General features: G+C 34.9%; 16 protein-coding genes. 3 read left to right on the top strand and 13 right to left on the bottom strand.

Annotated elements, in window-relative coordinates:
• Window positions 1-361: 361 nt before the first annotated feature.
• Entirely contained in the window at window positions 362-859 is a 498-nt protein-coding gene (locus tag HLK68_RS12470; RefSeq protein WP_317452373.1) for an aldo/keto reductase, read from the top strand.
• A gap of 158 nt (window positions 860-1,017) precedes the next feature.
• Here the strand turns inward: HLK68_RS12470 and HLK68_RS12465 are convergent, their stop codons facing one another.
• From HLK68_RS12465 to HLK68_RS12415, 11 genes are all read right to left on the bottom strand, one after another.
• The gene (locus HLK68_RS12465; protein WP_039930754.1) at window positions 1,018-1,200 is read right to left on the bottom strand and encodes a DUF3796 domain-containing protein; all 183 of its coding nucleotides are present in this window, start codon (window positions 1,198-1,200) and stop codon (window positions 1,018-1,020) included.
• A gap of 63 nt (window positions 1,201-1,263) precedes the next feature.
• A complete protein-coding gene (locus HLK68_RS12460) occupies window positions 1,264-1,938 on the bottom strand; it encodes a response regulator (RefSeq protein WP_006784092.1) in 675 nt (224 codons plus the stop codon).
• Window positions 1,931-3,409, bottom strand: a complete 1,479-nt coding sequence (locus tag HLK68_RS12455; protein WP_394806284.1) for an ATP-binding protein — start codon at window positions 3,407-3,409, stop codon at window positions 1,931-1,933. The genes HLK68_RS12460 and HLK68_RS12455 overlap by 8 nt, the downstream gene beginning before the upstream one ends.
• A 201-nt stretch (window positions 3,410-3,610) precedes the next feature.
• Entirely contained in the window at window positions 3,611-4,609 is a 999-nt protein-coding gene (locus tag HLK68_RS12450; protein WP_006784094.1) for a 2-hydroxyacid dehydrogenase, read from the bottom strand.
• A 48-nt stretch (window positions 4,610-4,657) separates the two neighbouring features.
• The gene (locus tag HLK68_RS12445; RefSeq protein ID WP_006784095.1) at window positions 4,658-5,716 is read right to left on the bottom strand and encodes an AEC family transporter; all 1,059 of its coding nucleotides are present in this window, start codon (window positions 5,714-5,716) and stop codon (window positions 4,658-4,660) included.
• Between the two features lie 218 nt (window positions 5,717-5,934).
• Window positions 5,935-6,630 (bottom strand): hypothetical protein, encoded by a 696-nt coding sequence (locus HLK68_RS12440; protein ID WP_009606493.1) that lies wholly within the window; start codon window positions 6,628-6,630, stop codon window positions 5,935-5,937.
• Window positions 6,631-6,881: 251 nt separating this feature from the next.
• Complete coding sequence (locus HLK68_RS12435; RefSeq protein ID WP_006784096.1) at window positions 6,882-7,283, bottom strand: cupin domain-containing protein; 402 nt, start codon at window positions 7,281-7,283, stop codon at window positions 6,882-6,884.
• Between the two features lie 14 nt (window positions 7,284-7,297).
• Complete coding sequence (locus HLK68_RS12430; RefSeq protein ID WP_006784097.1) at window positions 7,298-7,603, bottom strand: carboxymuconolactone decarboxylase family protein; 306 nt, start codon at window positions 7,601-7,603, stop codon at window positions 7,298-7,300.
• A 39-nt stretch (window positions 7,604-7,642) separates the two neighbouring features.
• Window positions 7,643-8,047, bottom strand: coding sequence for a carboxymuconolactone decarboxylase family protein (locus tag HLK68_RS12425; RefSeq protein WP_006784098.1), 405 nt, complete (start codon window positions 8,045-8,047; stop codon window positions 7,643-7,645).
• A gap of 11 nt (window positions 8,048-8,058) precedes the next feature.
• Window positions 8,059-8,562, bottom strand: coding sequence for a flavodoxin (locus HLK68_RS12420; RefSeq protein WP_229040165.1), 504 nt, complete (start codon window positions 8,560-8,562; stop codon window positions 8,059-8,061).
• 358 nt (window positions 8,563-8,920) lie between these two features.
• Window positions 8,921-9,883 (bottom strand): aldo/keto reductase, encoded by a 963-nt coding sequence (locus HLK68_RS12415; protein ID WP_009606494.1) that lies wholly within the window; start codon window positions 9,881-9,883, stop codon window positions 8,921-8,923.
• Window positions 9,884-10,218: 335 nt separating this feature from the next.
• On the opposite strand from HLK68_RS12415, the gene HLK68_RS12410 reads away from it, so the two are divergent.
• Both HLK68_RS12410 and HLK68_RS12405 read left to right on the top strand, forming a co-directional pair.
• Window positions 10,219-10,965: a lysoplasmalogenase gene (locus HLK68_RS12410; protein WP_009606495.1), complete on the top strand. Its 747-nt coding sequence runs from the start codon at window positions 10,219-10,221 to the stop codon at window positions 10,963-10,965.
• Window positions 10,958-11,422, top strand: coding sequence for a MarR family winged helix-turn-helix transcriptional regulator (locus HLK68_RS12405; protein WP_132942726.1), 465 nt, complete (start codon window positions 10,958-10,960; stop codon window positions 11,420-11,422). The genes HLK68_RS12410 and HLK68_RS12405 overlap by 8 nt, the downstream gene beginning before the upstream one ends.
• A gap of 84 nt (window positions 11,423-11,506) precedes the next feature.
• Here HLK68_RS12405 and HLK68_RS12400 read toward each other — a convergent pair whose 3' ends face one another.
• Together HLK68_RS12400 and HLK68_RS14865 are read right to left on the bottom strand one after the other, a co-directional pair.
• Complete coding sequence (locus HLK68_RS12400; RefSeq protein ID WP_132942727.1) at window positions 11,507-12,322, bottom strand: aldo/keto reductase; 816 nt, start codon at window positions 12,320-12,322, stop codon at window positions 11,507-11,509.
• A gap of 72 nt (window positions 12,323-12,394) precedes the next feature.
• Window positions 12,395-12,988, bottom strand: coding sequence for an iron-containing alcohol dehydrogenase (locus HLK68_RS14865; RefSeq protein WP_443259901.1), 594 nt, complete (start codon window positions 12,986-12,988; stop codon window positions 12,395-12,397).
• Between the last annotated feature and the right edge of the window lie 12 nt (window positions 12,989-13,000).

Below are 13,000 nucleotides of genomic sequence, written 5' to 3'. Positions count from 1 at the left end.
ATTAAAGCGCTTTTATTGTAAAATAAAAAAATAACTAGTGATTGATAAAAGATTTCTTATACTATATTGTATGCTTTTAATTTAAATTTGAATCTTATTTTGTGAAAAAATTCTAATAAGAAACAAACTAAATAAAGGCTCCTTCAAAAAGCAAGAGGTGATAAAAAAAGCCCAAGTTGGATGGGAACTAGGACTTTTAATAGGTCATTCTTTACATGATATTCATCGAGATGAGTCTTTAGTCTTCATTCTTAGGCACGTCGAGATGAAAAATCCCGATTTTTTTGTAATTCTCAATTTTATATTGAATCATCTCGAGACTACCATTTAATTTTGCGATTTCTGATGGAGTGCAGCCCAAATCGCAGAAGCAATCAGTATTATTGAGGCTAAGGGACTTCGACCTCTTTCAGTGATACAACCTCAGTATCATATGCTCGACCGTTACATCGAAGATGAAATCATGGATCTTTGTGAACGATACGGTATTGGAATTGTGCCTTTCAGTCCGCTAGCTCAAGGTTTATTAACGGGGAAATATCGTAAAAGTGAGCCTATTCCTCAGGATTCGCGTGCAACGCTTAAATATAATCAAGTAAATGCTATGTTAACAGACGATAACTTAGAAAAAGTTGAAGCTCTTCTTCAAATCGCTCATGAACTCGGTATTTCCTTACCCGTCTTATCTCTGGCTTGGATTCTACGACGTCCATGTATTAGTGGAGTGATTACTGGGGCTTCAAAACCAGAACAAATTGAGAAAAATGTCCAAGCTAGCGCCATCACACTATCAGAGGATCTATTAAATCGAATCGATTATATCATCGGCTATACCCCATTGATTAGAAGAATTGGATAAAATAATTCATCAGTTAAAGAGACACCTTGGGTCTTAGGATAAGGTGACATTAATCTCCTTTTGATAGAACATCCAAGAGACTATATTAGGTCAAAAATCTCATTTAAAGATAAAAGGGAAACTATCCATTCTGACGGTTTCCCTTTTATCTTTTTTATTTAGCTGTTTAATCGTTTGTCTAAATGACGTTTATAAATGGGGCTGTTTTCATAGAAAAAGGTAAACCAACCGTAATTGAGGAAGAATAAAAACCAAAGGTATTCTTCTGTTACAAACCCTTTTAACCCAATTAATGCAAGTAGCCCTAGAAAACCAAGGTATTTATGTTTGCTATAAATCATTCCAATTCCCCTCTCCTCGTTCTTACTTTTATTATATGTGAACGGGGATAGGATAATCTCTTTTTATAGCTTAATTGAATATTTTAACTCCGGTCTTCCGACATTTCCAGTCGTTGCTTGAACATGTAATTTATCTTGACTCTCTAAGTAATCCATATATTTTTTGATGGTGACATTGCTGATTTTTGTTTCATTAGCAATCTCGCGTAACGTCCAAATGCGATCGGGATGTTCTTTTAAAAAGAGTGTAATTTTTTCTAGGGTTCGTTTATTTAATCCTTTCGGTAACTCTTCAACCTGTTGAGACAATGAAGCTTTCATAAAAGCATCGATTTCTTTTTGTGTCATTGATTTTTGATTTAACAGTAACCCTTTTTTACTTTGATATTTTTTATAAGCTTCTTCAAATCGAATAGATTCAAAAGGTTTAACTAAGTAATCAATCGCTCCATAGGCAAATGCTTGTTTAAGTTCCATTGAACTATTAGCAGCAGTGACCATAATGACATCCACCGTATATTCTTTTTCACGTATTGTTTTAAGAATCTCTAGACCGCTTTTTTTCGGAAGAAAGACATCCATAATAATGAGGTCAATTTTTTGTGCTTCTAAGTAGGATAAGACCTCTTCTTCATACATAACAGGACCAAAGATTTCAATCTGTCTAAATTGTTGTAAATAACGTTTATTAATTAAGGCAACCATTGGGTCATCTTCTACAATTAATACTTTATCCATCATACTCTCCCTTATTAATCATAATTACGAATATTTTTTCTTCATCAAAATCTTCAATTTCAATTGTACCATGATATAATTCAACTCGATTTTTGACAAGAAAAAGACCGATACCACGATGTTCACCCTTCGTAGAAATACCGGATTCAAATAGTTTATCTTTAAACGCTGGATTAATTTTTTCACCGTTATCTCTCACTTGAATTTCAAGGGAAGTCTCATCCTCGTACAACGAAATTTCGACTTTTTTCGAAGAGGTTTCTAAAGAGGAACACGCCTCAAAGGCATTTTCGAGTAAATTTCCAATAATGGTCACCAGATCATAAGCCGTAATGCGTTGATGAGTGGGATATAAAAAGGACTCTTCGGTTAAGGTAAACTCGATTTGACGTTCTTTCGCAACTAATGACCGACTCATAAGTAAAGCTCTAATCAGAGGATCCTCAATCGAATGAAACTTCACTTCAGTTTCCGCCCGAGTTTGTTGAAGGGTTAAAATATATGATTTTGCCTCCTCCACTTTATCGAGTTGAATTAAACCCAAGATGACATGTAAATTATTCTTGAATTCATGAATGGTCACTCTTAAATTTTTAATGACTTCATCAATCCCAGTGATTTCTTTTGCGATATCGTGGATATTGTTTCGATCCATTAACGTAATGACGCTTCCTAAGTATACTTCATTTTGAAAGAGATGATGAAGATTTATAAAGAGTCTTTTATCTTGGATAATGAATTCTTTCATCGTAAAGTCGGTATAAGAATCGATGTAAGGCTCTAGACGTTGAATTAAGCTAGTGACATTAAAATCTGGAATCATCATATTACAACGGTTATTGAGTTCAATCACGTGTTGCGAAGCATCTAAGGCGATAATACCATCTGCTACACTTTCAATGATAATCTTTTTTTGACGGTATAGCCTTGCAATTTCTTCAGGCTCCATATTAAGCATGCGTTTTTGAATGCTTGATGAAAAGAATTTAGCCCCAATTCCTGCCAATCCAATCACGCTTAGACAAAGTAAAACATAATTACGCATGATGTCGGTATTAGCCACCGTGATATCACGATAATATTTTCCAACCATGACAAAACCGATTTGCTGTTGTTCATCAAAAATAGGCTCAAACCATCTGAGCGTCTTCCCTTGAGATCCCTCCATAATAGAAAAGTATCTTTCACCAGTGGCTAATACTTTTTGTTTATCAGAGCCGACATAGACTTGGCCAATTTGACTTTCATCTAAGTGGGAGTATTTGATTCCATTCATATCTGCTACGACGATTAAATCCACATTATTCAAGTTTTCAATAAAATCTAACGTATACTTTTGAATGCTACCATCATTGTCATGAGTGATTAATTTCTCTTTAATGAGGACACTATGTGCCATACTAAATCCAGTTTCTTGAAGAGACATTTTGATCTTTTCATCAAAGTCGTGTAACTTAGAATTAAGAAAAATAAGATATGAAATAATTAAGGGAATGGACGTTATACTAAGTGTCCATAAAATGATTTTAGTTTTAAACGTTCATTGCTTTTTCATGACATCATCACACTCGCTATGAAATTTTATCTTTTATTATCCTTTGAGGATTCAGACTTTAATATTCACAAAAAAAAGCATATTGTCACATCACGTGTGACAATATACTTTGAATGATTAGGCAATGCTATTTTTGCATGTTCCTTCATTTAAATAATCTCTTAAATTCTCATAAGAATATTCGATCATGTTTGTTAACGCCTCATCGGTATATGATCCGATATGTGGTGTCACTAAAATACGAGGATAAAGGTCAATTAATTTTTGGAATGAAGGATTTTCTAAAGCAGCGCCTTTGAAATCTTTAAAGAAGACAGCAGATTCCCCTTCTAAAACATCCGTACCAAATCCACCTAATTTATTAGATTCAACTGCTTTGATAATCGCATCAATATCTTGAATCTCACCACGAGCCGTATTAATTAAAATGGCTCCATCTTTCATTTTAGCGATAAACTCTTCATTAATCATATGATAGTTTACCCCTTTAATATATGGCATATGAACTGAGATCACATCAGACTCTGCTAAGACAGCATCTAAATCTTTAAATTCAACAATTTCTTTTGCCACGTCACTTTGGAACACATCATAAGCAATCACATTAGCTCCTAACCCTTTGAATAGTTGAGCTGTCGTTAAACCGATTTTTCCTGCTCCAATAATTCCTACGGTACAGTTACGAACCTCTTTACTGAACATGAATGGATCAATCGTAAAGTTTGTTTGACTTGTACGATTAACCGTATATGCTGTATGACGTAATAACATCATTGATAAAGAAACAGCTAACTCACTAATAGCATTTGGTGAGTAACCTGGCACGCGAGCACATTTTAACTCTAAGTCTTTAACCGCATCTAAATCAACATGATCAAATCCTACCGTACGAGTTAAGAGGTATTCTAATCCATTTGCTTTTAATAATTCTAAGTTTTGACGATCTGCTTTACAGTTCCCGCGAACCATGATTGCTTCAGCTCCAATGGCTTCTTTCACATTTTCATGATTTAGTCCAAGTGTTACTAATTTAAGATCATATCCAAATTTTTTATTGATTTCATGGAAGAAAGGAACTTCAGTTTCTCGTACTCCATAACATACTAATTTAGTCATTTTCATCTTCTCCTTTTTGGGTATTAAGGTTAAATAATCAAATCTCTCTTAGAATAATCCTAGTGTTTTAATTAGCTCTAACACCACGATCCAAATTGGCATGGCGATAACGGCAACGACTGTTGATAGTAATGAACAGTTTGAGGTAAATAATGCTTCACGGTCATAGTTAATGGCATAGGCTGCTGCGACTGTTGCTGTTGGTGCTGCCATCATGATGACTGTTGTTGCCATCCCTTCAAATGAAACTGGAAGAATTCCAAATTGATTGACAAGAACTAATAAAACTAAGTTAATGACTGGAATGAATAAAACTTTAATGAAACTATATCCCCATGCATCTTTTTGAGAGATAGCATCTTTGAATGGAACTTCTGCTAAAGTGGCCCCAATTGAAATCCAAGCAAGTGGTGACGCTAATGCTTTTAAATAATCTAGTGCTTTATAGAACCAAGGTAACGTTTGATCAAGACGTAAGAAGGCATATTGTTTAACCTCTCCGTTCACTGTGACGTTAACTTGAGGCAGCATGTCTTGGCATAACCAGATAAATAATCCGAAGAAGGTTGCTAAGATAATTGGATTTAAGAAGATTTCTTTCATATTTTTCTTGAAGTTTTCTTTATCCATTTTTGTTCCTGACATTTTAATAAAAGCGTAAGAGTATAAGAATACTCGGTAAGCAATATTAAAGATGTTAGAATACATTGTTCCAACGGCTCCGTAAACTGCGGTTACAATCGGTGTTCCGAAGAAAGTCGTCGAACCAAAGATTGTTAAAACGCGATAAACATCTTGCTTATCCCCTTTAACTTTTGCAAACATGATTTTTGTTAATGGAATTAAGATTAGATAAATGGCAAATCCCCATACTAACATGCTCATCCCTTGTTTCAATTGTTCACCGTTGATATCTTTCATAAAAGAAGTGAAGGCTAACGCGGGTAAAGAGACAGTTAAGACAACCTTTGTTAACATTTTAGAAGCGGTTGAATTAATCATGTTTCGTTTTCGTAAATAAAATCCTAAAAGGATAATTGAAACTGATGAGAAAATAGCACCTAAAATGGCGTTATCGCTTAATGTGCTTTTGATGATTTCTAACATACGTCTACTCCTTTATATATCGTTTTACTTTTTAAGCCTTTGTTTATTTGCTCACAAACATTGTATAAGTTTCGACAAGGTTCTACAATTTGTTGAAGTTTTTTAATAATTATTGAAGTTATTTAAGTGAATTTTTTAACAATCTGATGTATAATTTGTTTTTTTTATAGTCTACATTCATAAAAAAATCCCTTCTGACATACCATCAGAAGGGATTTTTAATTCAATGCAACCACTGCATAACAGATTTGATAATCTTGATTAACGTTTTTAAATTGTTCAATTTCAAACAAAGGATTCATGAGATACTCATTAATTGGATCTTCAATATCTGCTAAATCGATTAAACTTAACTCAAAGGGAGTAAAAAGGTATAATTTAAGCCTTTGTGCTGTTTCAATTTGTGAGAGTTGATTTAATGTTTGGGTGACAATAGTCGAGACTAATTCAGTTTCTGTCGTCTCACCCGTAAGCAAAAATAGACTGGAATGGTGACTTTTTAACGTTGATAACAGGTTGCTTTGATTTAATAAGTAAATCAAAAGATTTAAATTCAATTTCTTTGAAGACGTTAGCTCTTCAAACTTAATAATAGTTGGAAAAATGGATAAATGCTCTGATAAATGACCGGTAAAGATTAAAATATCTTTAGTTTGAAGTATGGAATAGATTCGCTGTTCGAGCTCAAATGTGATTTCTTTTAATAATAGGATCCGTTGAGTCGCTTTTGATAACGGCAGATTTGAAATTTCACTTAAGCAGTTTAAATCGAGATAAATCAGTTCAATGAAGTGATCAGCAATCCGATAATATCGCTTTTTCTCTTGTTTTATTTCTTTTGTGACGAACATTTCAGTTGCCTTAATGGTTAACTCCTCTTCTTTAATAAAGGAAATAATTTGAATTTTATTCATCTGTCTCACCCTAATTCATCAAATGATATCCATATTTTAACACGAAATACACATTCGCGCTCACTTTGAATGAAATATAGTGAAACAATTGGTTTGAAGGACAAAAATGAGAAAAGAAAGATTCTTTTAAATATGAGAAGACAAATGACAGGAAGAGATTAGATTATTTTAGCGAAACAGTGAAAAAGTGCCCGATTTCCTCGGAATTATCTTAAAAATATTAACTTTTCTCTCACATGATTTTAGATTAGTTATTTCAGGTGATTATACTCTTCATCGCTCACAGGTTCACACCATTCATTTGAGCTACCTTCTGCGGGAATTTCGACTGCAAGGTGAGAGAACCAACTATCGGGTGCTGCGCCGTGCCAATGTTTAACTCCGGCTGGGATTTGGATCACGTCGCCAGGATGCAATTCTCTTGGGGCTTCACCAAATGCTTGATAATAGCCACGTCCCGATGTGACTAATAGAATTTGCCCTCCTTTATGATGAATGTGCCAATTATTACGACATCCTGGTTCAAAGGTCACATTTCCAATAGGAACCCCTTCTGTTGTTAGCATGTTTAAATAGGCTTTGCCAATAAAATATTGACTAAACATTTCGGGAAGTGGATTTCCCATTTCAAAAATCATGTTATCTTGATTCATTTAAATGCCTCCTTTTATTTTGACGCTTGTTGGATACAGCGAATCGCATTTAAACTTCGTGGATATCCAATGAACGGTAAACAGACTGAGACAATATCAATTAGAAATAGTTTATCATTTCCAATCCTCATATTTGCAACAGCATGGCTCGTTAATTGAGGTTCACAACCTCCAAGGGCTGCTAAAAAACAGAAGGTCAGCATTTCACGTTGTTTTAAATCTAAGACACGTCGTGTGTAATAATCTCCAAAGCAGTTAGTTGCTAACCAGTAATTGATATGTTTCGTTTCCGCGGGTCCTGATTTGTAAAATTCAGACATATGATTGCCGAAAATCTCAACTTGTGCTTCAATTCCTTTTTATAGGCGGGTTTTAGGTGTTGTTGTCTTTGCACTTGCTAAAGGTAATGAAATATTTGAAAGCTCGAATATTTCATTTGTGGCATGTAAAAATGGATAAACACGCCCCATTCCAACATAGGGTACGGCTTGATACACGATTTCTTTGACGACTTCAGGCGTCACACCTAAATTTAAGGCTGCCAATAGCATAATTTTAAATTCATCAATCGCATGGCATCCAATTAATGAAGCCAATATAGCCATCATCCGTGTCTGATCATCTAATTTCGTTTGATTGATCACCTCATCGAAGGCAAAGTTATTAAAAATCTCTACCAAGTCTGCATCTGTTTTAGCTAGATTAGATTCGAAATTTGGAAACATTTTTTCATGATATTCTTTGGCAAAGTCTGAAATAGCCATCTTATTTCCTCCTATACCCATCTGCGTAGTAAGTCATCACAAGTTGAAACGTTTGAACCGATAATTGCTAAACCTTTTTCAAGATAAGCATCCTGACAAATTTGAATTAAATCGGATTCACTATGCCCCATTCCACTACCTTCGTGTGTACAAAAAGGTTTGATATGTTTATCTTTTAAGTTTTGTTCCTCTAAAAAGGTAAACACATGCATCGGCATCGTCCCCCAATAATTTGGGTAGCCAATATAAATCGTCTCATATCCTTCAAGATTTGGAAGCGGTGTTGCAATTAGGGGGCGCTTATTTTCATTTAAATCTTGTTTCGCCTGTTGAATACACGTATCGTAATCATCAGCATACGGTATGACTGGTTTGATTTCATATAAATCGCCTCCGATGAGGTTTTGAATTTTTTTTGCTACGATTTTAGTATTTCCTTTTTCTAAATGGCGAATTTGTCCCGCGACATAGTTTTCACCTTTACGTGAAAAATACGCAATTAATGTTTTCCCCATCATTCATTCCTCCTCTAGTATCCTATCAATCTATAACCTTATCTGATGAATAGGATATGATTACTGTAACACTTGGAGTAAACTTCAATGCAAGACCTAAAATAAACAATAATTAAACATATCCTATCTTTATGCTAGTCATGGCTGGCTTAAGTTTTTTATCGTCTATGGAAATAAGAGGCTGTTACTCCTCTAGCAAACTATTGACGTTTAAAATGGTTTTAATAGACGTTTGACTTGAAGAAACACCAGTCGCGTCAATTGGCTTTTGAATGGATGATCATGAAGAAAGATTAAGAAGCAAGGTCTTGATACAAGATCATGATCTCATTCATTTAGGCTTTTCCTCTTTCTCTTCTTAAATGGCTCCCACAATTTTATGAGGCTGATATAATTCTTCTAAATAAGCGATATCGTGATGAGTTAACTTTACGTTAAAGGCTCCGACTGCATCATCAAAGTATTTTTCTTTTGTGGCACCGATAATAGGTGATGCGACACCTTTTGCTAGTTGCCAAGCAAGCGCAATTTGAGTCATACTTGCTTCATGTTGTTGTGCAAGTTCATGGACACGTAGGACAATTTCATGATCTTTTTCTGCAGTCGAATCATATTTTGAAACAGCTATTTTATCAGTTTGACTACGCAAGCTGTCGCTTTTCCACTCTAAACGACTTAATCTTCCCGCTGCCAGTGGACTATACGGTGTGAGTGAAACATTCATCTGCTTACAAATTGGAATTAGTTCATGTTCATCTTCTCGGTAGAGTAAATTGTAATGATTTTGCATCGATTGAAATTTTGCCCAGTTATTTTTTTCTGCTACAAGTTGTAAGTTATGAAATTGATAGCCATACATGGCAGAAGCGCCAATAGCACGCACTTTACCTGATGTTACCAGTTCATTTAAAGCTTCCATTGTTTCTTCCATTGGTGTTTCATAATCAAAACGATGAATGAGATATAAATCTAAATAATCAGTGCCTAAACGTTTTAATGTGCCGTCAATTTCACGGTGAATGGCCTCTTTCTTCAAGTGCCCCTCATTAAAATAAACTTTTGAGGCTAAGACAACTTGATCACGTGGGACATTATGTTTGATGGCACGTCCGAGATATTCCTCGCTTGTTCCGGCAGAATAAACATTTGCTGTATCAAAGAAATTAATTCCTAAATCGAGTGCACGCTTCACCAAGTTTTCACTTTCTTCTTTATTTAACGTCCACGAATGAAAATTAGTATTGGAATCCCCAAAACTCATGCATCCTGCACAAAGACGTGAAATCGTAATATCGGTAGTTCCTAATTTTGTATATTCCATTATCGTTTTCCTCCCATTTGTCTTTTTGTGTTTCTAAGTGGATTATACGTCTTGGAGTTCACTTCAAGTCAAGCTATCAAGTGAACTTTAGTTGAGCTTTTCTCATCGTTTTTTCTAAATTGACTTTATTCAGTTCATGAACTCCTCATGATGAAATGTTTTCTGTGACAAGTTACCGCATGAAATGAATGATTCTGGTTTGATTTTTAAATAGAGATCATTGTTATTTAATGAAGGGAGATTTTGAATTTGTTGACAACTCAACAAGTTCGTGTTAAATTTTTGTTTGTTGATAAATCAACAAAATTGTTTAGTTGAATTGAAAGGAAATAACGATGAAAAAATTATTTGTAGTCACAAATGTTATCATGCTAACATTTATATTGATTTTTGATATGTTTTACATGACTAGTAACGGATTATTAGTTAAGGCGATTGCCAGTCTTTTGTTTGTTATCACAGGACTAATTAATCTGATGTATTGCATTAAAAATAAGGAGAATTTAAAATTTCCAATCTGGATGATCATTGCGTTAACGATTGCGATGTTAGGAGATATTCTCATTAACCTTAATTTCTATTTGGGAACCATCGTCTTTGGACTAGGTCATGTTTTTTATTTTGCCTCTTATTGTATGTTAGATAAAATGAACCGTAAAGATTTCCTATGGGGGATGATGATTTCACTCATTTCCTTAATGGTGATTTTCTTTACTCCATTTTTGAATTTTGGAGGGGCTTTAATGCAAGGTGTTTGTGGTGTCTACGCGGTCATCATTTCATTTATGTTAGGTAAAGCCATTTCAAATTCACTTCGACAAACGAACATGACAAATCTTATCATTGTAATCGGAAGTCTTTTATTCTTCATTTCAGATTTCATGCTCATGTTAAAGTCATTTGCAGATCTTCCAGTAGCCGGTTATTTATGTCTTGGGACCTATTATCCGGCACAGTTTTTACTTGCATTTTCTCTATTTGTTTATCCTTCTACTTCTATGAAGTTCTTAAATCACAAAAAAGGGACGATGTCTTTACAAACGTCTTATCAAAAGTTAAAGGTAGGATATGATTATGATTGATCTGATTGAACGATTCGAGGCATTTACAACATCTGTCACCAAGGCGTATAAGTGTATCCAAAAAATCAAGCTTACTGAAACAGAACGTATGGGATTAAAAGCTAGCCATGTGATGTATCTCTACTATCTCGGTAAAAATCCAGAAGGACTAACAGCGACTCAGCTATGTAAACTTTGTATAGAAGATAAGGCGGCTGTCTCAAGAACGATGGTGGATTTAACTGAAAAAGGATTAATCAAGCCGGTTGAGATCGATTCAGGACGCAAATATCGTACCAAAATGGTGCTAACAGCAGAAGGTAACGAGATAAATAAGCAATTGAATCGGGTGATAGCAGAGGCTGTAAGCCAAGGTTCTAGTAACCTTAGCGAGACTGAACGTGAACATTTCTATCACGTATTCTTCCAGATTACAGATCATCTTGAAAAGATTTGCGATTCATTACAACAGAAATAAACGAACTAAAAAAAATAACAGTTCCAAATGGAGCTGTTATTTTTTATTTTAGACTATCATTTAATGACATGATTGATATGACGATTAAAACCAATCTGAGCGATACCAATCTGTTATAGACACTTTTTCATCCAGTGTCCTAATTTTTTCTAGTTCATCCTTTGATAGGTTAAAGTCAAAAATAGAAAGATTCTCTTTCAATCTGTGTTCACTGGTTGTTTTTGGAATGGCTGATACCCCATTCTGGATTAGAAAACGGAGTGCAATCTGTGCCGGTGTTTTATGATATTGCTCTGCGAGTTCTACAAGAATCGGTTCGTTGAGTAAATTCTTTTTCCCATTAGCCAAAGGACTCCATGCTTGCATCTTAGTTCCATGCTTTTCAAGTTCTACTTGTAACTCATGTTGTGTGAAATAAACATGGGACTCCATTTGATTGACAGCTGGAATCACGCCACACGTTTCAATAAATTCACGGTAGCACTTCCGATTAAAATTTGAAATTCCAATGGCTATTGCTTTTCCACTTTGATAGGCTTCTTTGATCGCTTGATACATCTCATACGATTCAACATAAGGTTCATGAACTAACAATAGATCAACATAATCAAGTTGTAATTTTTTTAATGAATCGTCAATATCTCTTTTCGCTTTTTCATAACTATTGCTACTACGACATAGCTTTGTGGTGATAAATAGCTCGTTTCTGTCAATACCACTTTTGATAATCGCTTGTCCGACTGTCTCTTCATTATGATACATTCTTGCTGTATCAATTAAGCGATAGCCGACTTCAATCGCCTTCTTGATAACTTCAATCCCGCTATCTCCATGTAGATTAACGGTTCCAAGTCCTAATAGTGGCATTCGTACTCCATTATTTAGCTCAATATATTCCATGACTCTCTCCTTTTCATCTATCCATTAAAGCACTTATCAGACATTAACATTATGTCCTACAAGTGCGAATCATTACATACTTTCTTTAAAAATAGTTGAAATTTCTTCAGGTGTTAGCGTTTTGTATCCACCTGGAAGAATAATTGTTGAATGAACAAGTCCTTCTAGCATCTCGTCTGTCACACCAAGATCCGTGATATTCATCGCTAGACCAAGTTCTTTCATCCAGTTTTCCATTGCATTAAGTCCTTCTGCTGCGACTTGTTCCTTTGTTTTTCCTTCTACTTTAACATCCCACACGTTAGTCGCAAATCTGACAAACTTATCGAGTCCATATGGCATGATATATCGATAATAGGCTAAAGATACAGCTGATAACGTCATTCCATGAGTGGCATCGGTATAAGCCCCAACCGCTTGCCCAAGCATATGAACCATCCAGTCGGTTGATTTTCCTTTAGCTACTAACGTATTGAGTGCCCATGTTGACGTCCACATAATGTTACTTCTTGCTTCGTAATTATTTGGATCTTGAATGGCGATACGACTTGAATGAATTAACGATTTCATTAAACCTTCACTGATATAATCACTTGTATTGTCATCAGCTCCTGAGAAATACTGTTCACAAATATGATTCATAATATCATAGAAACCTGCCACCATTTGTGTTTTTGG

This window comes from Turicibacter sanguinis, assembly GCF_013046825.1.
GTDB classification, from domain to species: domain Bacteria; phylum Bacillota_I; class Bacilli_A; order MOL361; family Turicibacteraceae; genus Turicibacter; species Turicibacter sanguinis.
This window is presented reverse-complemented; position numbering and strand designations above follow the sequence as displayed.

Coding starts and splice junctions, on each gene's coding strand:
- HLK68_RS12400 (WP_132942727.1), bottom strand. CDS start 12,322: ATGGAATATATTGAGCTAAATAATGGAGTACGAATGCCACTATTAGGA.
- HLK68_RS12405 (WP_132942726.1), top strand. CDS start 10,958: ATGATTGATCTGATTGAACGATTCGAGGCATTTACAACATCTGTCACC.
- HLK68_RS12435 (WP_006784096.1), bottom strand. CDS start 7,283: ATGAATCAAGATAACATGATTTTTGAAATGGGAAATCCACTTCCCGAA.
- HLK68_RS12430 (WP_006784097.1), bottom strand. CDS start 7,603: ATGTCTGAATTTTACAAATCAGGACCCGCGGAAACGAAACATATCAAT.
- HLK68_RS12450 (WP_006784094.1), bottom strand. CDS start 4,609: ATGACTAAATTAGTATGTTATGGAGTACGAGAAACTGAAGTTCCTTTC.
- HLK68_RS12410 (WP_009606495.1), top strand. CDS start 10,219: ATGAAAAAATTATTTGTAGTCACAAATGTTATCATGCTAACATTTATA.
- HLK68_RS12445 (WP_006784095.1), bottom strand. CDS start 5,716: ATGTTAGAAATCATCAAAAGCACATTAAGCGATAACGCCATTTTAGGT.
- HLK68_RS12420 (WP_229040165.1), bottom strand. CDS start 8,562: ATGGGGAAAACATTAATTGCGTATTTTTCACGTAAAGGTGAAAACTAT.
- HLK68_RS12460 (WP_006784092.1), bottom strand. CDS start 1,938: ATGGATAAAGTATTAATTGTAGAAGATGACCCAATGGTTGCCTTAATT.
- HLK68_RS12440 (WP_009606493.1), bottom strand. CDS start 6,630: ATGAATAAAATTCAAATTATTTCCTTTATTAAAGAAGAGGAGTTAACC.
- HLK68_RS12425 (WP_006784098.1), bottom strand. CDS start 8,047: ATGGCTATTTCAGACTTTGCCAAAGAATATCATGAAAAAATGTTTCCA.
- HLK68_RS12415 (WP_009606494.1), bottom strand. CDS start 9,883: ATGGAATATACAAAATTAGGAACTACCGATATTACGATTTCACGTCTT.
- HLK68_RS12465 (WP_039930754.1), bottom strand. CDS start 1,200: ATGATTTATAGCAAACATAAATACCTTGGTTTTCTAGGGCTACTTGCA.
- HLK68_RS14865 (WP_443259901.1), bottom strand. CDS start 12,988: ATGGTGGCAGGTTTCTATGATATTATGAATCATATTTGTGAACAGTAT.